Here is a 19,611-nt window from a genome sequence, read left to right on the forward strand (position 1 = left end):
GGCCGAGTCCGCCCGCCCCCATGAAACCCTTCGTCCGCGACTCCCTGCTGCGCCAGCGCGCGCGGCTGCACGAGCTCGACGCCCTGCTCTGCGCGCCCGACGTGGTTGACGACATGGCGCGCTTTCGCGCGCTCAGCAAGGAGCACGCCGAGGCGAGCCAGGTGGTGGCGGTGTTCGACCGCTTCCTGCAGCGCGAGGCCGACCTGCAGACCGCCCACGAGCTGCTGCGCGACCCCGACATGGCCGACATGGCGCGCGAAGAGATCGCCGCCTGCGAGGCCGACATCGCCGCGCTCGACACCGAGCTGCAGACCCTGCTGCTGCCGCGCGACCCCGACGACGCGCGCAACGCCTTTGTCGAAATCCGCGCGGGCACGGGCGGCGACGAATCGGCGCTGTTCGCGGGCGACCTCGCGCGCCTGTACACGCGCTACGCCGAGCGCCAGGGCTGGCGCGTGGAAGTGATGAGCGAGTCGCCCAGCGAGCTGGGCGGCTACAAGGAGGTGGTGCTGCGCATCGAGGGCGACGGGGCATATGGCCGGCTGCGCTTCGAATCGGGCGGCCACCGGGTGCAGCGCGTGCCCGCCACCGAAGCCCAGGGCCGCATCCACACCAGCGCCGCCACCGTGGCCGTGATGCCCGAGCCCGACGAGGCCCAGGCCATCGAGCTCAACCCTGCCGAGCTGCGCATCGACACCTTCCGCGCCAGCGGTGCGGGGGGCCAGCACATCAACAAGACCGATTCGGCGGTGCGCGTGACGCACCTGCCCACCGGAATCACCGCCGAATGCCAGGACGGCCGCAGCCAGCACAGCAACAAGGCCAAGGCCCTGCAGGTGCTGGCCGCGCGGCTGCGCGAGAAAGACCGCGCGGCGCGCGCCGCCAAAGAAGCGGCCACGCGCAAGGGCCTGATCGGCAGCGGCGACCGCAGCGACCGCATCCGCACCTACAACTTCCCGCAGGGCCGGCTCACCGACCACCGCATCAACCTCACGCTCTACCAGTTGCTCAGCGTGATGGAGGGCGAGATCGACGAGGTGATCCACGCGCTGCAGGTGGCGCGCGGCGCCGAGCTGCTGGCCGAGCTCGAACAAGGCCAGGCATGACGCTCGCGTCCCGTCTCGCCCGCCTGACCACCGACGGTCTGCCCCGGCTCGAAGCCCAGCAGCTGCTCCTGCTCGCCCTCGGTCGCGACCCGCACGACCGCGCCTGGCTGCTCGCGCACGACGACCAGACGCTGAACACCGAGGCCGAGGCGCGGCTGTCCGCGCTGCTCGAGCGCCACCGCGCCGGCGAACCCATGGCCTACCTGCGCGGCGAGCAGGCCTTTTTCGGCCTGAACCTGCGCGTCGACCGCCGGGTGCTGGCTCCCCGCCCCGACACCGAAACCCTGGTGCAATGGGCCATCGATGTGCTGTCGACCGGAGCCCCTCCCGATGCGCGCGTGCTCGACCTCGGCACCGGCAGCGGCGCGATTGCGCTCGCCCTGCAGCACCACAGCCCCACCTGGCGCGTGACCGCCACCGACGCGAGCGCCGATGCGCTGGCGGTGGCGCGCGCCAACGCCGAGCGCCTGGGCCTGACCGTGGCCTGGCGCCAGGGCGCCTGGCTGGGCGCGGTGCCGGGCGAGCGCTTCGAGCTGATCGTGAGCAACCCGCCCTACATCGCCGAGGGCGACCCGCACCTGAGCGCGCTGCACCACGAGCCGATCGGCGCGCTCACCGCCGGCCCCGACGGCCTGGACGACCTGCGCACCCTGGTGGCGCAAGCGCCCGAGGCCCTGGCGCCGGGCGGCTGGCTGCTGCTGGAGCACGGCCACGACCAGGGCGAAACGGTGCAGACCCTGCTGCGCGAACGCGGCTTCGAGGCCGTGGCCGGCCGCACCGACCTTGCGGGCATCGTGCGCTGCAGCGGCGGCCGCTGGCCGGCAGCGCGATAATCCCGCGTCGCCGGCCCGGCGCCGGCATTGCACAGGACACCCCCATGAGCGACACCCAGACCCGCATCGACCAACTGGTCAAGTCCAACGACATCGTGCTCTTCATGAAGGGCAACGCAAGCTTTCCCATGTGTGGCTTCTCGGGCCGCGCGATCCAGATCCTCAAGGCCAGCGGCGTGGACCCCAAGGGCCTGGTCACGGTCAACGTGCTCGAAGACGACGCCATCCGCCAGGGCATCAAGGAATACAGCAACTGGCCCACGATCCCGCAGCTCTACGTCAAGGGCGAGTTCATCGGCGGCTCCGACATCATGATGGAGATGTACCAGTCGGGCGAGCTGCAACAGGTACTCGGTACGCAGGGCTGAGCCCCCTTTCGCCCCGCCGTCGAAGCCGCCCACCGGGCGGCTTCGTGCTTTCCGGCACACGGCGCGCGAAATCGCGTTCAAGCGGGGATTTCCCCAGCCTTTTCAGCGTTGAGCCCAGGCACGCCCTGTGCTTGAATGAAAGCGCCGAACCGCTTGAAGGAGTGATTCATGAGCAGCTCACGCAGCCTGGTGGCCACCCCTCCGATGGGCCTGCCCATCGCCCACATGCGCACCGTGTTCCAGCCCGAAGACGTGGAGCGCAAGCTCGCGCGGCTGCAGCAGGCGGCCGGCAGCGAACGCGAGCACGAGATCCTTCGCAACACCTGGCAACGCATGCTCGAGCGCGGCCCGCAACGCTTCGCGGTGAAGCCCTCGGGCGTGCCCGACATGGCGCCGCTCTACGAGCTCATGCCCAATTTTGGTGAGGCGCTCGACGACGTGAAGCGCCACGTGGCCCTGAGCCAGGACAGCCGCGACAGCCTCGAGGTCACCCCCATGCTGCTGCTGGGCCCGCCCGGCGTGGGCAAGACGCACTTCGCGCGCCAGATCGCCGAGCTGCTGGGCACCAGCATGAACCTGGTGCCCATGAGCAGCATGACCGCGGGCTGGCTGCTGTCGGGCTCGTCGTCGCAATGGAAAGGCGCGCGCCCCGGCAAGGTGTTCGAGGCCCTGATCGAGGGCCAGTACGCCAACCCCGTGATCGTGGTGGACGAGATCGACAAGGCCAGCGCCGATGCGCAGTACGACCCGCTGGGCGCGCTCTACAGCCTGCTCGAACACGACACCGCACAGCACTTCATCGACGAGTTCGCCGAGGTGCCGATCGATGCCAGCCAGGTGATCTGGGTCACCACGGCCAACGACGAGCGCGCCATCCCCGAGCCCATCCTCAACCGCATGAACGTGTACGAGATCCAGGCACCGTCGCCGGAGGCGGCGCGCAAGATCGCGGCCAACCTCTACCGCAGCATCCGCGCCGAACACGACTGGGGCCAGCGCTTCGCGCCCGAGCCTGCGTCCGACGTGCTCGATGCGCTGTCGGCCATGCCGCCGCGCGAGATGCGGCGCGCGATCGTCACGGCTTTCGGCAACGCCCGCCTCGACGAGCGCGACGCGGTGGAGCCCGACGACCTGCCGCGGCAGGGCTCGGGCAAGACCCGCATCGGCTTCCTGCAGTAAGGGAGGTCAGGCGTCGGGGTGCGCCCAGCGGCGCATCGCCACGTAGACCGAGTTCGGGTACGGCGCGCGGCCGCGGCTGCCGTTGTAGCGGCCCAGCGCAAGAAAGGTGTCGCCCCGCTCGCGGTCGAGGTAGTGGCGCAGGATGGTGCAGCCGAAGCTGATGTTGGCGTTGAGATCGAACAGCACGCCGGCGTCGCCGTTGCCGATCAACCGCGCCCAGAAGGGCATCACCTGCATGTAGCCGCGCGCGCCGACCGACGACACCGCGTACTTGCGAAAGGCACTTTCCACCTGCACCACGCCCATCACGAGGGTCGGATCCAGGCCCTGGCGCACCGCGTAGTACCAGACCGTGCGCAGGAACTCCTCGCGCTCGAGCGGGTGGGACTTCTGCCGGGCCAGGCGCGGCGCCAGGTCGCGCTCCCAGCGCGCGTAACGCTGGCGCGAGGGCAGCGGCAGCAACTCGTGGTTGGGCGGGCCCGCCGCTTCGATGGACATGCGCAAGGCGCCACGCACCGCGTCGGCCAGGGGTTCTTCCACCTGGCCCGCGTGCGCGGGCGGCAGCCAGGCGGACGCGCCCAGCGAGGCCAGCCCGAGCAGGCTGTCGCGGCGCGACCACCGCCCCGGCTTCATGCCTGCAGGCGGCCCTTCACGTGGGCCACGATGTCCGCGAGCTTGACGGCCGTGGGGGCGCTGTCGCGGCGGTGCTGGTACTCGACTTCGCCGGCCTTGAGCCCGCGGTCACCGATGGTGATGCGGTGCGGCACGCCGATGAGCTCCCAGTCGGCGAACATCGCGCCCGGGCGTTCGCCACGGTCGTCGAGGATCACGTCCACACCGTCGTTGAGGAGCTGCATGTAGAGATTGTCCGCCGCGGCCTTGACTTCCGCGCTGCGGTCCATGCCGATCGGGCACACCACGACCGTGAACGGCGCGATGGCGTCGGGCCAGATGATGCCGCGCTCGTCGTGGTTCTGTTCGATGGCGGCCGCGGGCAGGCGCGTGATGCCGATGCCGTAGCAGCCCATCTCGAAGTGCTTGGGCTTGCCGTCCTCGTCGAGGAAGGTGGCGTTCATGCCCTTGCTGTACTTGGTGCCCAGGTAGAACACGTGGCCGACCTCGATGCCGCGCTCGATCGCGAGCCGGCCCTTGCCGTCGGGCGACGGATCGCCTTCGACCACGTTGCGGATGTCGGCCACGTGGTCGGGCTCGGGCAGGTCGCGGCCCCAGTTCACGCCGGTCAGGTGCACGTCGACCTCGTTGCCGCCGCAGATCCAGTCGGCCATCACCGCGACCTCGCGGTCCACCACGAGCTTGACGGGCTGCTTCAGGCCGATCGGGCCCAGGTAGCCAGGCTTGCAGCCGAAGTGCGCCTCGATCTCGGGCACGGTCGCGAAACGGTAGCCCTGGTCGAGCCCCGGCACCTTGCCCACCTTGACCTCGTTCATGTCGTGGTCGCCGCGCAGCAGCAACAGCCACACCTGCGACTTCACCACCTCGCCCGCTTCGTTGAGCGTGTCGGTGGCCAGGACCAGCGACTTGACCGTGGTGGCCAGCGGCACGCCGAGCAGGGCCGCCACGTCGGCGCAGGTGGACTTGCCGGGCGTGGGCGTGCGCACGAGCGGGTTCGCGGGCGCCGGCCGCGGACCCGCGGGCGCCAGGGCCTCGGCCTTTTCCATGTTGGCCGCGTAGTCGCTGTGGGGGCAATAGACGATGGCGTCTTCGCCCGTGGCCGCAATCACCTGGAACTCTTCGCTCAGGTCGCCGCCGATGGCGCCGCTGTCGGCCGCCACCGCGCGGTAGCGCAGACCGAAGCGGTCGAAGATGCGGCGGTAGGCCGCGCCCATCACCTGGTAGCTCGCCTTGGCGCCGGCTTCGTCGCGGTCGAAACTGTAGGCGTCCTTCATGATGAACTCGCGGCCGCGCATGAGGCCGAAACGCGGCCGGCGCTCATCGCGGAACTTGGTCTGGATCTGGTACAGGTTGCGCGGCAGCTGCTTGTAGCTGCGCAGTTCCTGGCGGGCCACGTCGGTCACCACTTCCTCGCTGGTGGGCTGCACGACGAAGTCGCGGTCGTGGCGGTCCTTGATGCGCAGCAGCTCGGGGCCCATCTTCTCGAAGCGGCCCGACTCCTGCCAGTACTCGGCCGGCTGGATCACGGGCATGGTCATTTCCACCGCGCCGGCGCGGTTCATCTCTTCGCGCACGATCGCCTCGATCTTGCGGATCACGCGCAGGCCCATCGGCATGTAGTTGTAGATGCCGGCCCCCAGTTTGCGGACCATGCCCGCCCGGGTCATCAGGCGGTGACTCGCCACTTCGGCGTCGGCGGGCGCTTCCTTGAGCGTGGTGATCAGGAACTGGCTGGCTTTCATGAACGGGTGCGCCCCGTCGGGGGCGATCGGTTGCTGCGTTTCAGGCGGGGGAGGCGCCAGGCCGCTGCGGGTATGTCCCTAGGCGGGGCGCGGGCTGGAGCGGTGTGTGATCACTTCGGATCGCATGGGGTGCGATGCATAATGGTCACAGTTCAAAAATCCGAGGTTGATTATGCTTGACAGAGAGGGTTTCAGACCCAATGTCGGCATCATTCTGCTCAACCAGAAAAACCAGGTGTTCTGGGGCAAGCGCATCCGCTCCCACTCCTGGCAGTTTCCGCAAGGCGGCATCGATCGGGGCGAAACCCCCGAGCAGGCCATGTACCGGGAACTGCACGAGGAAGTCGGTCTGCGCCCCGAGCACGTGAGCATCGTGGCCCGCACGCGGGACTGGTTGCGCTACGAAGTGCCGGACCGCTTCATCCGCCGGGATGCTCGCGGCCACTACAAGGGACAGAAGCAGATCTGGTACCTGCTGCGCCTGACCGCGCAGGACTGGCATCTGAACCTGCGCGCCACCAACCACCCCGAGTTCGACGCCTGGCGCTGGAACGACTACTGGGTGCCGCTCGATGTGGTGGTGGAATTCAAGCGCGGCGTCTACGAGATGGCGCTCACGGAGCTCTCGCGCTACCTGCCCCGGGTCGAGGGCCAGCGCAACCGTTTCCTGCGCCATGGCGGCCGGCCCCGCGCATCGGAGACGACGGCGCCCGCCGTGCCGGCGGGCATCGAGTTGCCCCCAGGCGCCAGCTTCGAACCCATGCCCAACGCCGGCGCCTGCAGCGCCGACCCCGAATGAGCCCGATCCCGAACCGGTCACTGGCGGCGGCCGCGATCTTGTCCCTGGCGGCGTCCCTCGCGGCGGCGCAGGTGAACGAACCCGAGCCCTGGAAGGAATCGGCGGTGACGCCCCCGGCCGACTGGAGCGCGGAGCGCGCGGTCGAGTTCCGCCTGAACAACACCGCCACGCTGCGCTATGCCATCGATCCGAAGACGATTCGCTTCGATGATGACGGCGTGGTGCGTTACGTGTTCGTCGCTCGCAGCAGCAGCGGCGCGCTCAACGCGTTCTTCGAGGGCATCCGTTGCCAGACGGCCGAGGTCAAGACCCACGCGCGCTGGGACCCGGACGCGCGGCAATGGCGCACCGGCAGCGACACCTGGCAAGCGCTGGAGAACCGCGGCGCCACGCGCCGGGCCTGGCAAATGGCGCAGGCCGGCGTTTGCGACGGCAAAGCGCCCAACCGCTCAGTCAACCGCATCGTCGATTCGCTGCGCAACGGCCGCGCCGACCAGATGCGCTGACCGGCAGCCTCAGCCCCGGCTGAGCACCAGGTTGTCGCGGTGGATCATCTCGGGCTCGGCGGCGTAGCCGAGCAGACGCTCGAAATCCGCCGACGCCTTGCGGCACAGCAACCGCGCCTCGGGACTCGCGTAGTTGGCGAGCCCTCGGGCGATCTCCAGGCCGCGCGCATCGCGCACCGCGATCACGTCACCGCGCGAGAAGTCGCCCTCGACCGCGGTCATTCCGATGGGCAGCAGGCTCTTGCCCTCGCCCACGATCTTGCTCACGGCCCCGTCGTCCACCACCACCGCACCGCGCAATTGCAGGTGGTCCGACATCCAGCGCTTGCGCGCCTGGTGTTTCGCGGTCTGCGCCATGAGCGCGGTGCCGATGGCTTCGCCGGTGCACAGCCGCATGAGCACATCGGGCTCGCGGCCCCAGGCGATGACGGTCGACGCCCCGGAGGCGGCCGCACGCTTGGCGGCCAGGATCTTGGTGATCATGCCGCCCTTGCCGATGCCGGACCCGGCCCCGCCCGCCATGGCCTCGAGCGCCGGATCGCCCGCCCGCGCCACGTGAACGAATTGCGCCGCGGGATCGCGGCGCGGATCGGCCGTGTAGAGCCCCTTCTGGTCGGTGAGGATGACCAGCACATCGGCCTCGACCAGGTTGGCCACCAGCGCACCCAAGGTGTCGTTGTCGCCGAACTTGATCTCGTCGTTCACCACCGTGTCGTTCTCGTTGATCACGGGCACCACGCCCAGTTGCAGCAGCGTCAGCAGCGTCGACTTGGCGTTCAGGTAACGCTCGCGGTCCGCGAGGTCGGCGTGCGTCAGCAGCACCTGCGCACTGCCCACGCCACAGGCGCGCAACTGGGTCTCGTACATCTGGACCAGCCCCATTTGCCCGACGGCAGCGGCCGCCTGCAGTTCGTGGATCTCCTTGGGGCGCGTGCGCCAACCCAGACGCTTCATGCCTTCGGCCACGGCGCCGCTGCTGACCATGATCAGTTCGCGGCCTTGCTGCACCAGCGCCGCCAATTGCTGGCTCCACTGGCGGATGGCCTGTTCGTCGAGGCCCCTGCCCTCGTTGGTCACGAGGCTGGAGCCGACCTTGACGACGATGCGCCGCGCCTCGCGCAACACCGGACCGGGTTCGGAAATCGACTTGTCGCTGTCTGCCTGCATGGTGGGAAGCATGGGTCAGTCGTCCTGCGGCGCGCCGAAACGGGGGTCGATCTCGGCGGGCGGTTGCTCGCTGCGGTGCACGTTGTGGATGTGTTCGAACACCTTCTGCACCAGCAGCTCGCAGCCCTCGCGCGTGAGGGCCGAGATCTGGAACACGGGGCCCTTGTAGCGCAGGCGGCGCACGATGTCCTTGATGCGTTTCTCGCGCTCGTCGGCGGGCAACATGTCCACCTTGTTGAGCACGAGCCAGCGCGGCTTTTCGTGCAACGTGGGGTCGAATTTCTTGAGTTCGGCCGCGATGGCACGCACCTGCGCCACGGGGTCCACCGCCTCGTCAAAAGGCGCGGCGTCGACCAGATGCAGCAGCAGGCGGGTGCGCTGCAAATGGCGCAGGAACTGGTGCCCGAGGCCCGCGCCTTCGGAGGCGCCCTCGATGAGACCCGGAACGTCGGCCACGACAAAGCTCTTCTCGGGGCCGACCCGCACCACGCCGAGGTTGGGGTGGAGCGTGGTGAAGGGGTAGTCGGCGATCTTGGGCCGCGCATTGGAGATGGCCGCGATCAGCGTCGACTTGCCGGCATTGGGCATGCCGAGCAGGCCCACATCGGCCAGCACCTTGAGCTCGAGCTTGAGCGTCTTGCGCTCGCCGGGCCAGCCCGGCGTCTTCTGGCGCGGCGCCCGGTTGGTCGAACTCTTGTAGTGGAGGTTGCCGAAGCCGCCGTCACCGCCCTTGGCGATCATCACCTGCTCGCCAGGCTGCAGCAATTCACACACCAGGGCACCGGTCTCGGCGTCGGTGATGATGGTGCCGACCGGCATGCGAAGCACGATGTCGTCGCCTTTGACGCCGAACATGTCGGAGCCCTTGCCGTGCTCGCCCCGCTGGGCTTCGAAGCGGCGCGTGTAGCGGAAATCGACCAGCGTGTTCAGGCCTGCATCGGCCAGCGCGTACACATGCCCGCCACGGCCGCCATCGCCGCCGTCGGGGCCGCCGAACTCTTTGAACTTCTCGTGCCGGAAGGACGCGCAGCCATTGCCCCCATCACCCGCGGCGACGTCGATGTGGGCTTCGTCAACGAATTTCATGCTGGGGTTGTATCAGGCTCTGGGGGGTGCAACAAAAAGGCCCGCACGCGCGGGCCTCTTGCGGGGGAATGACCCGGGGGTCAGACCGGCGTGATGCTCACCACGTGACGGCCGAGCGCACCCTTGACCGCGAAGTTGACGTGACCGTCAACCGTGGCGAACAGGGAGTGGTCCTTGCCGATACCGACGTTGGTGCCGGGATGGAATTTCGTGCCGCGTTGGCGAACGATGATGGAGCCGGCCGAAACCAGTTCACCGCCGAAAGCCTTCACACCCAGCATCTTGGGCTTGGAATCGCGGCCGTTTCGCGTTGAGCCGCCGCCTTTTTTCTGTGCCATGTTGCGTGCTCCTTAGCCGGTGATCGAGGCGATCTCGATTTCGGTGAAGTTCTGCCGGTGACCCTGGCGCTTCTGGTAGTGCTTGCGGCGACGCATTTTGAAAATGCGCACCTTGTCGTGACGGCCGTGAGCCACCACTTTCACCGTGACCGTTGCGCCAGAGACCAAGGGGGTGCCCACCTTGAGTTCGGTGCCGTTACCGACAGCCAAAACCTGGTCGAACACGATCTCCTGGCCCACTTCCGCAGCAATCTGTTCTACTTTGATCTTCTCGCCAGCGGCAACGCGATACTGCTTGCCACCGGTTTTTATGACCGCGTACATAGGGATCCTCTCGATGTTTGCCGGCGCCCTGTGGCGCCCAGCCTCGGTAGACGGATTTCCACCGAACTGCGGATTATAGCGTCTGCCCTCCCGCCAGCCAAGACCGCGCCCGGTGAAGCCAGACGGGCGCGCGCCAGCGCGGCCGGGGCCCGGCGGACCGATTCCTATAATCCCGCGTCGCTCCTCCTGCCCATTCGCTGCGGTCACGCCTTGCCCTCTTCAAGCCCCTCTCCCCAGCCGCTCGATCTGATCCGCGCCGACATGGCCATGGTGGACGAGGTGATCCGCACGCGACTCACCACCGACGTTCCCCTGGTGCGCGAGGTGGCCCAATACATCATTTCCGCTGGTGGCAAACGCCTGCGTCCGGCGCTGCTGCTGCTGGTCAGCGGCGCCCTTCAGGACACGAACCCCCATCGTCACACGCTGGCCGCCGTGGTGGAGTTCATCCACACCGCCACCCTGCTGCACGACGACGTCGTCGACGAATCGACCCTGCGCCGCGGCCGCGCCACCGCCAACCAGACCTTCGGCAACGCCGCCAGCGTGCTGGTGGGCGACTTCCTGTACTCGCGCGCCTTCCAGATGATGGTGGACGTGAACAACATGCGGGTGATGGAGGTCCTGTCCGACGCGACCAACGTCATCGCCGAGGGCGAAGTGCTGCAGCTGATGAACATGCACGACGCCTCGATCGGTGAAGAGGACTACCTCAGGGTGATCCGCTCCAAAACGGCCAAACTGTTCGAAGCGAGTGCCCGCCTGGCCCCCATACTGGCCGGCGCGCCCGCCGCGATTGAAGAGGCCTGCGCCACCTACGGGCAGGCGCTGGGCACGGCCTTCCAGGTGATCGACGATGTGCTGGACTACGAAGGCGATGCGCAGGAACTCGGCAAGAACCTCGGCGACGACCTGCGCGAGGGAAAGGTGACCCTGCCCATCATCTGCGCGCTGCGCGCCGGCAGTCCGGCCGAACGCGAGCTGATCCAGGACGCCATCGAACAGGGCCGGGTGGAGCATCTGCCTGCGATCCAGTCCATCATCGTGCGCACGGGCGCGCTCGAGACGGCGCGCGAAGCGGCCCGCGGCGAGGCCCGCCGGGCATTGGCGGCGGCCGAGACGCTGCCCGCGAATAACCACCAATCGGCTTTGCTACAATTGGCGGCTTCGCTGCTGGAACGTCGCTCCTGACGCCTCCACAGCGGGATCAGCAGATCCACACGGGGTGTAGCTTAGCCTGGTAGAGCGCTACGTTCGGGACGTAGAGGCCGGAGGTTCGAATCCTCTCACCCCGACCATATGGTCTGATCCCATCGACGGTCCGCACGGGCCTGCACACCACCCACCTGCCCCCACCCGGATGTAATCTGGAAACCACGCGACCTGACGTGAGCCGCGTTTTTCCGGACAACTGGCGTCAATTGTGACGTGCAAGTTGTTGATTTCCGTTAGATTACGGGCATATGGCGTCAGCAGACACGGTCAATCAGGAAAGCCCGTCCATGGCCCTGCCGGGCTTGGGGCGCGCGCTCGTTTCCGCAGGCAAATTGGGACAAAAGGCGGCTGAAGAGCTCTACCGCAAAGCCCAAAGCAGCCGAACCAGCTTCATCGCCGAACTCACGGGTACGGGCGCGGTGTCACCCGCCGACCTCGCCCACACCATGTCGACGGCCTTCGCCGCACCCTTGCTCGACCTCGACGCGGTGGACGTGCAACGCCTGCCCACCGGCTTGCTCGACCCCAAGATCTGTGCCGACTTCCGCATCATCGCGCTGAGCAAGCGCAACAACCGGCTGATCGTCGCCACGGCCGACCCCTCAGACCAACAGGCCGCCGAGCGCATCAAGTTCGCCACGCAAATGGGCGTGGACTGGGTCATTGCCGAGTTCGACAAGCTGAGCAAGCTGGTCGAGTCACAGACCAAGTCGGTGACCGAGGCGATGGAGAACATCGTCGGCGACGTCGAGTTCGACGACCTCGCCGCCGAAGCCGCCGTCACCGACACGGCATCCGAAAAGGCCGCCGAGGTCGACGACGCCCCTGTCGTCAAGTTCCTCCACAAGATGCTGATCGACGCGTTCAACATGCGTGCGTCCGATCTGCACTTCGAGCCCTATGAGCACACCTACCGCGTGCGCTTCCGCATCGACGGCGAGCTGCGCGAGATCGCCTCGCCGCCCATTGCCATCAAGGAAAAGCTCGCCTCGCGCATCAAGGTGATCTCCCGCATGGACATCTCCGAGAAGCGGGTGCCGCAGGACGGGCGCATGAAGCTCAAGGTGGGTGCCGACCGCGTGATCGACTTCCGCGTCAGCACGCTGCCCACGCTGTTCGGCGAAAAGATCGTGATCCGTATCCTGGACCCGAGCCAGGCCAAACTGGGCATCGACGCCCTCGGATACGAACCCGAGGAAAAAGAGCGGCTGCTGGAGGCCATTCAGCGGCCCTACGGCATGGTGCTGGTGACCGGCCCGACGGGCTCGGGCAAGACCGTGTCGCTCTACACCTGCCTGAACATCCTCAACAAGCCGGGCGTCAACATCTCGACGGCGGAGGACCCCTCGGAAATCAACCTGCCCGGGGTCAACCAGGTCAACATGAACGAGAAGGCGGGGCTGACCTTCGCGGTCGCGCTCAAGGCCTTCCTGCGCCAGGATCCCGACGTGATCATGGTGGGCGAGATCCGCGACCTGGAAACCGCCGACATCGCGATCAAGGCCGCACAGACCGGCCACATGGTGATGTCGACCCTGCACACCAACGACGCGCCGACGACCCTCACCCGCATGATGAACATGGGCATCCCCACGTTCAACATCGCCTCCAGCGTCATTCTGATCACGGCCCAGCGCCTGGCGCGCCGCCTGTGTCCCAATTGCAAGGCGCCGCTCGACGTGCCGCGCAAGGCGCTGCTTGAAGCCGGGTACAAGCCCGAAGAACTCGATGGCAGCTGGACGCCCTACAAGCCCGTGGGTTGCTCGGCTTGCAACAACGGCTACAAGGGACGCGTAGGCATCTACCAGGTGATGCCGATTTCGGAGGAGATCCAACGCATCATCCTGCGAGGCGGCACCGCACTGGACATCGCGCAGCAAGCCAGCAAGGAAGGGGTTCGCTCGCTGCGCGAATCCGGCTTGCTCAAGGTCAAGCTCGGCCTGACTTCCCTCGAGGAAGTGCTGAGCGTGACCAACGAATGACACACCAACGACCCCCCGCCCCCTGAGGACCGCCCATGGCCACCGTTGCAAGCAAGAGCGTCAAGGACTTCGTGTTCGAGTGGGAGGGCAAGGACCGCAACGGCAAGCCGGTGCGGGGTGAGACGCGCGCGCAGGGGGAGAACCAGGTCACCGCCTCGCTGCGCCGCCAGGGCATCGTGCCGGTGAAGATCAAGAAGCGCCGCACCTCGTCAGGCAAACGCATCAAGCCCAAGGACATCGCGATCTTCACGCGCCAGTTCGCGACCATGATGAAGGCGGGCGTGCCCCTGCTGCAGGCGTTCGACATCGTGGGCCGGGGCAACCCCAATCCCAACGTCACCCGGCTGCTCGGCGACATCCGCGCCGACGTCGAAACCGGCACCTCGCTGAGTTCGGCGTTCCGCAAGTACCCGATGTACTTCGACAGCCTCTACTGCAACCTGGTGGAGGCCGGTGAAGCCGCCGGTATCCTGGAAGACCTGCTCGACCGCCTCGCCACCTACATGGAGAAGACCGAGGCGCTGAAGTCCAAGATCAAGTCGGCCCTGATGTACCCCACGGCCGTGATCATCGTGGCCTTCGTGGTGGTGGCGGTGATCATGATCTTCGTGATCCCGTCCTTCAAGCAGGTCTTCTCGAGCTTCGGCGCCGACCTGCCTGGACCGACTTTGGTCGTGATCGCCATGAGCGAGTTCTTCGTCGCTTACTGGTGGCTGATCTTCGGCGCGCTGGGCGGCGGCGCCTACTTCTTCATGCAGGCCTGGAAACGCAATGAACGGGTCCAGCGCTTCATGGACCGGCTGCTGCTCAAGCTGCCCATCTTCGGCCCGCTGATCGAAAAATCGGTGGTGGCGCGCTGGACGCGCACGCTCGCCACCATGTTCGGCGCCGGCGTTCCGCTGGTCGAGGCGCTGGATTCCGTGGGTGGCGCATCGGGCAACTCCGTGTACGCCATCGCCACCGAGAAGATCCAGCAGGACGTGTCGACCGGCATCAGCCTGACCACGGCCATGACGAACGCCAACATCTTTCCTTCCATGGTGCTTCAGATGTGCGCCATCGGCGAGGAGTCGGGCTCGATCGACCACATGCTGGGCAAGGCGGCCGACTTCTATGAAGCGGAAGTCGACGACATGGTGGCGGGCATCTCCAGCCTCATGGAGCCCATCATCATCGTGGTGCTGGGCACCGTGATCGGCGGCATCGTGGTGTCCATGTACCTGCCGATCTTCAAACTCGGTCAGGTGGTCTGATGGTCGAGATGGCCGCGGGCACGCCCGCCGGGGCGTTGCTGGGTTTGCTCGGGCTGCTGGTGGGCAGTTTTCTCAACGTGGTGATCCACCGCCTGCCCCGGATGATGGAGCGGCAGTGGGCGCGTGAATGCGCCGAGCTGCAGGGCCACGACACCGAGGCCCCCGAGGAAAAGGCCTACAACCTGCTCGTGCCCCGCTCCGCCTGTCCCCATTGCGGTCACAACATTCGCTGGCACGAAAACATCCCCGTGCTCAGCTACGCGCTTCTGCGCGGCCGCTGCAGCCAGTGCGGGCACGGCATCGGCATCCGTTATCCGCTGGTCGAACTCACGACCGGTGCGCTGTTCGCCTGGGTGGGGTGGCAGTGGGGGCTGGGTGTCACGGCGCTGGCCTGGTGCGGTTTCGCCGCGGCCCTGCTGGCGCTCGCCGGCATCGACTGGGACACCACCTTGCTGCCCGACGACATCACGCTGCCGCTGCTGTGGGCAGGCCTGGTGCTCTCGGCGGCCGGTTTCATGAGCGTGCCCTTGGCCGACGCGGTGTGGGGCGCGGTCGCGGGCTACCTGTCGCTCTGGCTCATCTATTGGGTCTTCAAGCTGCTCACCGGCAAGGAGGGCATGGGCCATGGCGATTTCAAGCTCTTCGCCGCCCTGGGGGCCTGGTTCGGCTGGCAGGCCCTGGTGCCCATCATTCTGATGGCCTCGGTGCTGGGCGCTGTCGTTGGCATCGGCATCAAGCTGGTGGGCCGGCTGCGCGAAGGCGGCTACGTGCCCTTCGGCCCCTTCCTGGCGCTCGGCGGCATCACGGCCATGCTGTTCGGGCCGCGCGCCATCCTCGCGGCCGTGGGCCTGTGAAGCCACCGCTTCCCTGGCGGCTCGGGCTCACCGGCGGCATCGGCAGCGGCAAGAGCACGGTCGCGGCGCGGCTGCAAGCGCGCGGCGCCGAGGTGGTCGACGCGGACGCCCTGTCCCGCCAGAGCACGGCCGAGGGTGGCGCAGCCATCGACGCGATTCGCGTGGCCTTCGGGGACGCCTTCATCGATGCCGAAGGCGCCTTGAACCGCGCGGCCATGCGCGAACGCGTGTTCAGCGATCCGTCGGCGCGGCAGCGCCTCGAAGCCATCGTGCACCCCATCGTGGCCGCGGGCATCGCGCAACAGGTGGCCCGAAGCCGGGCGCGCTGCGTGGTGTTCGATGTGCCGCTGCTGGTCGAATCGCCGCGCTGGCGGCCCCAGCTCGACCGTGTGCTGGTGGTGGACTGCAGCGAAAGCACCCAGTTGCGGCGCGTGCGTGCGCGCAGCGGCTGGGACGACGACACCATCCGGGCCGTGATCCGCCAGCAGGCGTCTCGCGCGCGGCGCCTGGCCGCGGCCGATCTGGTGCTGTTCAACGATGCGGACGACCTCGACCGGCTGCATGCCGAAATCGACCGGCTGTCCTCGCGCTTCGGGCTATGATCGCCCAGCCACCGCTCTTGGGCCCCGCCCTGCGATCAAGCCCGTGATCCTGTACGAATACCCCTTCAACGAACGCATCCGCACCTACCTGCGGCTTGAGCAGCTGTTCAAGCGCCTGGCGCTGCTGGTGCCCCGTGAGCACGCGCTCGATCACCACTACGCCATCCAGACGCTGTTCGAGATCATGGACGTGGCTTCGCGGGCCGACATGAAGTCGGACGTGCTCAAGGACCTCGATCGCCACAAGCAGACCCTCAACGGTTACCGCGGCAACCCCGCGATCTCCGAACAGGCGCTCGACACGGTGATCGGCCAGCTCGACCACTGCTTCAACCAGATCGCCGAGAACGCCGGCAAGCCGGGGCACGCGCTCACCGAGAACGACTGGCTCATGGCCATCCGCAGCCGCATCGGCATCCCCGGTGGCACCTGCGAATTCGATCTGCCGGCCTACTTCCACTGGCAGCACCTGCCCGCCGCGCAGCGGCAGGCCGAGCTGGCCGCGTGGGCGCAATCGCTGGCCCCGCTGGCCGAGGCGCTGGTGCTGCTGCTCAAGATGATGCGCGACACCGGCACGCCGCAAAAGGTGGTGGCCGTGGGCGGCCAGTACCAGCAGAACCTGCCGCAGGGCCGCAGCTTCCAGCTGCTGCGCCTGCGCATCGATCCCACGCCCGGCCTGATCCCCGAGATCAGCGGCAACCGCCTGATGTTCTCGGTGCGCCTCATGCGGCTGGGCGAGGACCACCGCCTGCACCCCGCGGGCGAAGACGGCAGCTTCGAGCTGACCCTGTGCGCCTGAGACCATGAGCAGCGCGCCCGAGGAACGCGTGGTCACCTGCCCCGCCTGTGGCGGCGACAGCGTCTACGCACCGCGCAACCGCTGGCGGCCCTTCTGCAGCGAACGCTGCAAGCAGCAGGACCTGGGGGCCTGGGCGAGCGGTTCGTATGCCGTGCCCGAGCGCGAAGGCCAGAGCGATCCGGACTTCGAGAAAAGCTGAGCCGCCCGGCTCAGCGCGGCGCCGCGGCCTCTTCTTCGAGCCAGCGCAGCACCGGCACGGTGCCCGCCAGCACCGGCGCGCATTGCACCGGCAGTCGCTCCCAGCTGAACTGCTGCCCCTCGTGCATCTGGAGCTCGCCGCGCCATTCGTACACCTTGCAGAAGTGGAGCCGCACCAGCGCATGGGGGTAGTCGACCAACTGCGTGCGCCAGGCGTGTGCGGGGCCGATGCACACCCCGATCTCTTCGATCAGTTCGCGCCGCAAAGCCTCTTCCACGCTCTCGCCGGCCTCGAGCTTGCCGCCGGGAAACTCCCAGTAGCCCGCGTACACCTTGCCCGGGGGACGCGAGGTCAGCAGGAAACGGCCCTGGGCATCGATGAGCACGCCCACGGCCACTTCGGTCACGGGGCGCCCGGCCTGGTCGGCGGTGCGGCCGCCGTCCACCACCAGCACTTCGGCATTCATGCCGCGGGGCCGTGCGAGCCCGCGTAGTCGCGGGCAAACTGCTGCGCCACGCGGCCGCTGCGCGAGCCGCGCTCCAGCGCCCACACCAGCGCCTGCGGACGCGCGGCCTCGATGGCTGCCGGCGACACACCGAACGACGAGAGCCATTGCGCCACGATGCTCAGGTACTCGTCCTGGCTGAAGGGATAGAAGCTGATCCAGAGCCCGAAGCGCTCGGACAGCGAGATCTTTTCCTCCACCACCTCGCCCGGATGCACCTCGCCGTCCGCGGTGTGCGTGTAGCTGAGGTTCTCTTTCATGTACTCGGGCAGCAGGTGGCGCCGGTTGCTGGTGGCGTAAATCAGCACGTTGGCGCTCGAGGCCGACACCGAGCCGTCGAGGATGGACTTGAGCGCCTTGTAGCCGGGCTCGCCGTCTTCGAAGCTCAGGTCGTCGCAATAGACGATGAACTTTTCGGGGCGCGCGGCGACGAGTTCCACGATGTCGGGCAGGTCCACGAGATCGGCCTTGTCGACCTCGATCAGCCGCAGCCCGCGGTCGGCGAACGCGTTGAGGCAGGCCTTCACGAGCGAGGACTTGCCCGTGCCACGCGCGCCCGTGAGCAACACGTTGTTGGCCGGCAGGCCCTGCACGAAATGCTCGGTGTTGCGCAAGATGCGGTCCTTCTGGCCCTCGACCTCCTTGAGGTCCTCGAGCCGGATGGTGGCCACGTGGCGCACCGGCTCGAGCACGCCGTGCCCATTGCTGCGCTTTCGGTAGCGGAAAGCGATCGAGGCGCTCCAGTCGGGCTCGCTCAGCGGCTGCGGCAGCACCGCCTCGATGCGGTCGATCAGCGCTTCGGCCCGCTGCAGCAGGCGCTCGAAAGACGGGTTCATGAACGGTAGTCCGCGTTGATGGTCACGTAGTCGTGGCTGAAGTCGCAGGTCCACACGGTCTCGCTCGCCGTGCCACGGCCCAGGCCGATGCGCACGGTGATCTCGGCGGGTTTCATCACGCGCTGGCCGTCTTCCTCGCGGTAGGCCGGGTGGCGGCCACCCTGGGTGACCACGTGCACGTCGCCGAGCCACAGATCGATACCGCCCACGTCGAGGTCGTCGATGCCCGCATAGCCCACGGCCGCGAGGATGCGACCCAGGTTGGGATCGCTCGCGAAGAAAGCGGTCTTCACCAGCGGCGAGTGCGCGACCGCGTACGCGGCCTTGAGGCATTCCTCGCTGTTGCGGCCGCCTTCGACGCGCACGGTGATGAACTTGGTCGCACCCTCGCCGTCGCGCACGATCGCATGCGCCAGGCGCTGGGCCAGCGGCGTCAGCGCGGCCAGCAGGGCCTGGCCCTCGGCGCTCGCGAGGTCGGTCACCGGGGCATGGCCGGCACGGCCGGTGGCGATCACCACAAAGGAGTCGTTGGTGCTGGTGTCGCCGTCCACCGTCACGCGGTTGAAGGACGCATCGGCCAGCCGGCGCGCCAGCTCGTTCGCCACCGCCGGCGACACCGCGGCGTCGGTGGCGAGGAAGCCCAGCATGGTCGCCATGTTGGGCCGGATCATGCCCGCGCCCTTGGCAATGCCCGTGGCCTGCACCGCCTGGCCGCCCAGCGTGAAGCGCACGCTGGCCGCCTTGGGCACGGTATCGGTGGTCATGATGCCCTGGGCCGCGGCCAGCCAGTGGGCGCCGCTGTCGTGCTGCGGCTGCGCCGCGTGCGTGAGCGCCGCGGGCAGGCCGCCGAGCAGGCGGTCCATGGGCAGCGGCTCCATGATCACGCCGGTGGAAAAGGGCAGCACCTGTTCGTGGTGCAGTTGCAGCGAACGCGCCAGCGCCACGCAGGTCTGGCGCGCGTTCGCCAGACCACTCTCGCCGGTGCCCGCGTTGGCATTGCCGGTGTTGATCACCAGGGCGCGAATGCCCTGCCCGCTCGCGAGGTGCTCTCGGCACACCTGCACCGGCGCAGCGGCGTAGCGGTTGCGCGTGAACACCGCGCCCACCGAGCAGCCCTCGTCGAGCAGGAACACCGTGAGGTCCTTGCGGTGGGCCTTGCGGATGCCGGCTTCGGCAATGCCGATGCGCACGCCCGCGATGGGCAACAGGTCGGCTTCAACCGGCTCAGGAAGCTGGACGGGCATGGAGGTCTCCGAAGCGATGGGCGCCGATGCGGCGCCGCGGA

22 protein-coding genes and 1 tRNA gene are annotated in these 19,611 nt (G+C 68.0%); 14 read left to right on the plus strand and 9 right to left on the minus strand.

Features of this window, described 5'->3' with window-relative positions:
• Positions 1 to 20 precede the first annotated feature (20 nt).
• The 4 genes from prfA (at position 21) to WDZ95_RS04720 (ending at position 3,486) form a co-directional block, all read left to right on the plus strand.
• On the plus strand, positions 21 to 1,106 hold the full coding sequence (gene prfA / locus WDZ95_RS04705) for a peptide chain release factor 1 (protein ID WP_425776580.1): 1,086 nt from the start codon (positions 21 to 23) through the stop codon (positions 1,104 to 1,106).
• On the plus strand, positions 1,103 to 1,939 hold the full coding sequence (gene prmC, locus WDZ95_RS04710) for a peptide chain release factor N(5)-glutamine methyltransferase (RefSeq protein WP_425776582.1): 837 nt from the start codon (positions 1,103 to 1,105) through the stop codon (positions 1,937 to 1,939). The genes prfA and prmC overlap by 4 nt, the downstream gene beginning before the upstream one ends.
• A gap of 44 nt (positions 1,940 to 1,983) precedes the next feature.
• Complete coding sequence (gene grxD, locus WDZ95_RS04715; protein ID WP_166230517.1) at positions 1,984 to 2,307, plus strand: Grx4 family monothiol glutaredoxin; 324 nt, start codon at positions 1,984 to 1,986, stop codon at positions 2,305 to 2,307.
• Between the two features lie 168 nt (positions 2,308 to 2,475).
• Complete coding sequence (locus tag WDZ95_RS04720) at positions 2,476 to 3,486, plus strand: AAA family ATPase (RefSeq protein WP_425776584.1); 1,011 nt, start codon at positions 2,476 to 2,478, stop codon at positions 3,484 to 3,486.
• Between the two features lie 6 nt (positions 3,487 to 3,492).
• Here the strand turns inward: WDZ95_RS04720 and WDZ95_RS04725 are convergent, their stop codons facing one another.
• Positions 3,493 to 4,119, minus strand: a complete 627-nt coding sequence (locus WDZ95_RS04725) for a lytic transglycosylase domain-containing protein (protein WP_166230514.1) — start codon at positions 4,117 to 4,119, stop codon at positions 3,493 to 3,495.
• Positions 4,116 to 5,861: a proline--tRNA ligase gene (locus tag WDZ95_RS04730; protein WP_425776587.1), complete on the minus strand. Its 1,746-nt coding sequence runs from the start codon at positions 5,859 to 5,861 to the stop codon at positions 4,116 to 4,118. The genes WDZ95_RS04725 and WDZ95_RS04730 overlap by 4 nt, the downstream gene beginning before the upstream one ends.
• Before the next feature lie 172 nt (positions 5,862 to 6,033).
• Between WDZ95_RS04730 and WDZ95_RS04735 the strand changes: the two genes are divergently transcribed.
• A complete protein-coding gene (locus WDZ95_RS04735; protein WP_425776589.1) occupies positions 6,034 to 6,660 on the plus strand; it encodes an RNA pyrophosphohydrolase in 627 nt (208 codons plus the stop codon).
• Positions 6,657 to 7,166: a CNP1-like family protein gene (locus tag WDZ95_RS04740; protein WP_425776591.1), complete on the plus strand. Its 510-nt coding sequence runs from the start codon at positions 6,657 to 6,659 to the stop codon at positions 7,164 to 7,166. Before WDZ95_RS04735 ends, WDZ95_RS04740 begins: the two co-directional genes overlap by 4 nt.
• Before the next feature lie 9 nt (positions 7,167 to 7,175).
• On the opposite strand, the gene proB is transcribed toward WDZ95_RS04740, so the two are convergent.
• The 4 genes from proB to rplU all read right to left on the minus strand — a co-directional run bounded on the left by proB (position 7,176) and on the right by rplU (position 10,081).
• Positions 7,176 to 8,345: a glutamate 5-kinase gene (proB, locus tag WDZ95_RS04745; protein WP_425776593.1), complete on the minus strand. Its 1,170-nt coding sequence runs from the start codon at positions 8,343 to 8,345 to the stop codon at positions 7,176 to 7,178.
• A 3-nt stretch (positions 8,346 to 8,348) separates the two neighbouring features.
• A complete protein-coding gene (gene cgtA, locus WDZ95_RS04750; protein WP_166230506.1) occupies positions 8,349 to 9,419 on the minus strand; it encodes an Obg family GTPase CgtA in 1,071 nt (356 codons plus the stop codon).
• Between the two features lie 80 nt (positions 9,420 to 9,499).
• Complete coding sequence (gene rpmA, locus WDZ95_RS04755) at positions 9,500 to 9,757, minus strand: 50S ribosomal protein L27 (RefSeq protein ID WP_166230504.1); 258 nt, start codon at positions 9,755 to 9,757, stop codon at positions 9,500 to 9,502.
• A gap of 12 nt (positions 9,758 to 9,769) precedes the next feature.
• On the minus strand, positions 9,770 to 10,081 hold the full coding sequence (gene rplU / locus WDZ95_RS04760) for a 50S ribosomal protein L21 (protein ID WP_166230502.1): 312 nt from the start codon (positions 10,079 to 10,081) through the stop codon (positions 9,770 to 9,772).
• 261 nt (positions 10,082 to 10,342) lie between these two features.
• On the opposite strand from rplU, the gene WDZ95_RS04765 reads away from it, so the two are divergent.
• The 8 genes from WDZ95_RS04765 to WDZ95_RS04800 all read left to right on the plus strand — a co-directional run bounded on the left by WDZ95_RS04765 (position 10,343) and on the right by WDZ95_RS04800 (position 16,985).
• Entirely contained in the window at positions 10,343 to 11,272 is a 930-nt protein-coding gene (locus WDZ95_RS04765) for a polyprenyl synthetase family protein (RefSeq protein WP_425776595.1), read from the plus strand.
• 30 nt (positions 11,273 to 11,302) lie between these two features.
• A tRNA-Pro gene (locus WDZ95_RS04770) sits at positions 11,303 to 11,379 on the plus strand.
• Between the two features lie 165 nt (positions 11,380 to 11,544).
• Entirely contained in the window at positions 11,545 to 13,278 is a 1,734-nt protein-coding gene (pilB, locus tag WDZ95_RS04775; protein ID WP_425776597.1) for a type IV-A pilus assembly ATPase PilB, read from the plus strand.
• A gap of 35 nt (positions 13,279 to 13,313) precedes the next feature.
• Positions 13,314 to 14,531 carry a type II secretion system F family protein gene (locus tag WDZ95_RS04780; protein ID WP_166230496.1) on the plus strand — a complete coding sequence of 406 codons (1,218 nt, stop codon included), beginning with the start codon at positions 13,314 to 13,316 and terminating at the stop codon, positions 14,529 to 14,531.
• Entirely contained in the window at positions 14,531 to 15,385 is an 855-nt protein-coding gene (locus WDZ95_RS04785) for a prepilin peptidase (RefSeq protein WP_425776600.1), read from the plus strand. Before WDZ95_RS04780 ends, WDZ95_RS04785 begins: the two co-directional genes overlap by 1 nt.
• Positions 15,382 to 15,987 carry a dephospho-CoA kinase gene (coaE, locus tag WDZ95_RS04790; protein ID WP_425776602.1) on the plus strand — a complete coding sequence of 202 codons (606 nt, stop codon included), beginning with the start codon at positions 15,382 to 15,384 and terminating at the stop codon, positions 15,985 to 15,987. Before WDZ95_RS04785 ends, coaE begins: the two co-directional genes overlap by 4 nt.
• A gap of 43 nt (positions 15,988 to 16,030) precedes the next feature.
• Positions 16,031 to 16,786: a cell division protein ZapD gene (gene zapD / locus WDZ95_RS04795; protein ID WP_166230492.1), complete on the plus strand. Its 756-nt coding sequence runs from the start codon at positions 16,031 to 16,033 to the stop codon at positions 16,784 to 16,786.
• A 4-nt stretch (positions 16,787 to 16,790) separates the two neighbouring features.
• Entirely contained in the window at positions 16,791 to 16,985 is a 195-nt protein-coding gene (locus WDZ95_RS04800; RefSeq protein ID WP_425776604.1) for a DNA gyrase inhibitor YacG, read from the plus strand.
• 10 nt (positions 16,986 to 16,995) lie between these two features.
• Here the strand turns inward: WDZ95_RS04800 and WDZ95_RS04805 are convergent, their stop codons facing one another.
• From WDZ95_RS04805 to argJ, 3 genes are read right to left on the minus strand one after another with little or no spacing between them, the layout of a single operon-like run.
• On the minus strand, positions 16,996 to 17,451 hold the full coding sequence (locus tag WDZ95_RS04805) for an NUDIX domain-containing protein (protein ID WP_425776606.1): 456 nt from the start codon (positions 17,449 to 17,451) through the stop codon (positions 16,996 to 16,998).
• On the minus strand, positions 17,448 to 18,326 hold the full coding sequence (locus WDZ95_RS04810) for an ATP-binding protein (RefSeq protein WP_425776608.1): 879 nt from the start codon (positions 18,324 to 18,326) through the stop codon (positions 17,448 to 17,450). Before WDZ95_RS04810 ends, WDZ95_RS04805 begins: the two co-directional genes overlap by 4 nt.
• Complete coding sequence (gene argJ / locus WDZ95_RS04815) at positions 18,323 to 19,570, minus strand: bifunctional glutamate N-acetyltransferase/amino-acid acetyltransferase ArgJ (protein ID WP_425776610.1); 1,248 nt, start codon at positions 19,568 to 19,570, stop codon at positions 18,323 to 18,325. The genes WDZ95_RS04810 and argJ overlap by 4 nt, the downstream gene beginning before the upstream one ends.
• Positions 19,571 to 19,611 lie beyond the last annotated feature (41 nt).

Origin of the sequence: Hydrogenophaga sp. T2 (genome assembly GCF_049843535.1) — a bacterium.
Taxonomy (GTDB): Bacteria; Pseudomonadota; Gammaproteobacteria; order Burkholderiales; family Burkholderiaceae_C; genus Hydrogenophaga; species Hydrogenophaga crocea.

Bases quoted from the DNA above. Each gene is read 5' to 3' on its own strand.
- prfA (WP_425776580.1), top strand. From the start codon at position 21: ATGAAACCCTTCGTCCGCGACTCCCTGCTGCGCCAGCGCGCGCGGCTG.
- prmC (WP_425776582.1), top strand. From the start codon at position 1,103: ATGACGCTCGCGTCCCGTCTCGCCCGCCTGACCACCGACGGTCTGCCC.
- grxD (WP_166230517.1), top strand. From the start codon at position 1,984: ATGAGCGACACCCAGACCCGCATCGACCAACTGGTCAAGTCCAACGAC.
- WDZ95_RS04720 (WP_425776584.1), top strand. From the start codon at position 2,476: ATGAGCAGCTCACGCAGCCTGGTGGCCACCCCTCCGATGGGCCTGCCC.
- WDZ95_RS04725 (WP_166230514.1), bottom strand. From the start codon at position 4,119: ATGAAGCCGGGGCGGTGGTCGCGCCGCGACAGCCTGCTCGGGCTGGCC.
- WDZ95_RS04730 (WP_425776587.1), bottom strand. From the start codon at position 5,861: ATGAAAGCCAGCCAGTTCCTGATCACCACGCTCAAGGAAGCGCCCGCC.
- WDZ95_RS04735 (WP_425776589.1), top strand. From the start codon at position 6,034: ATGCTTGACAGAGAGGGTTTCAGACCCAATGTCGGCATCATTCTGCTC.
- WDZ95_RS04740 (WP_425776591.1), top strand. From the start codon at position 6,657: ATGAGCCCGATCCCGAACCGGTCACTGGCGGCGGCCGCGATCTTGTCC.
- proB (WP_425776593.1), bottom strand. From the start codon at position 8,345: ATGCTTCCCACCATGCAGGCAGACAGCGACAAGTCGATTTCCGAACCC.
- cgtA (WP_166230506.1), bottom strand. From the start codon at position 9,419: ATGAAATTCGTTGACGAAGCCCACATCGACGTCGCCGCGGGTGATGGG.
- rpmA (WP_166230504.1), bottom strand. From the start codon at position 9,757: ATGGCACAGAAAAAAGGCGGCGGCTCAACGCGAAACGGCCGCGATTCC.
- rplU (WP_166230502.1), bottom strand. From the start codon at position 10,081: ATGTACGCGGTCATAAAAACCGGTGGCAAGCAGTATCGCGTTGCCGCT.
- WDZ95_RS04765 (WP_425776595.1), top strand. From the start codon at position 10,343: ATGGCCATGGTGGACGAGGTGATCCGCACGCGACTCACCACCGACGTT.
- pilB (WP_425776597.1), top strand. From the start codon at position 11,545: ATGGCGTCAGCAGACACGGTCAATCAGGAAAGCCCGTCCATGGCCCTG.
- WDZ95_RS04780 (WP_166230496.1), top strand. From the start codon at position 13,314: ATGGCCACCGTTGCAAGCAAGAGCGTCAAGGACTTCGTGTTCGAGTGG.
- WDZ95_RS04785 (WP_425776600.1), top strand. From the start codon at position 14,531: ATGGTCGAGATGGCCGCGGGCACGCCCGCCGGGGCGTTGCTGGGTTTG.
- WDZ95_RS04800 (WP_425776604.1), top strand. From the start codon at position 16,791: ATGAGCAGCGCGCCCGAGGAACGCGTGGTCACCTGCCCCGCCTGTGGC.
- WDZ95_RS04805 (WP_425776606.1), bottom strand. From the start codon at position 17,451: ATGAATGCCGAAGTGCTGGTGGTGGACGGCGGCCGCACCGCCGACCAG.
- WDZ95_RS04810 (WP_425776608.1), bottom strand. From the start codon at position 18,326: ATGAACCCGTCTTTCGAGCGCCTGCTGCAGCGGGCCGAAGCGCTGATC.
- argJ (WP_425776610.1), bottom strand. From the start codon at position 19,570: ATGCCCGTCCAGCTTCCTGAGCCGGTTGAAGCCGACCTGTTGCCCATC.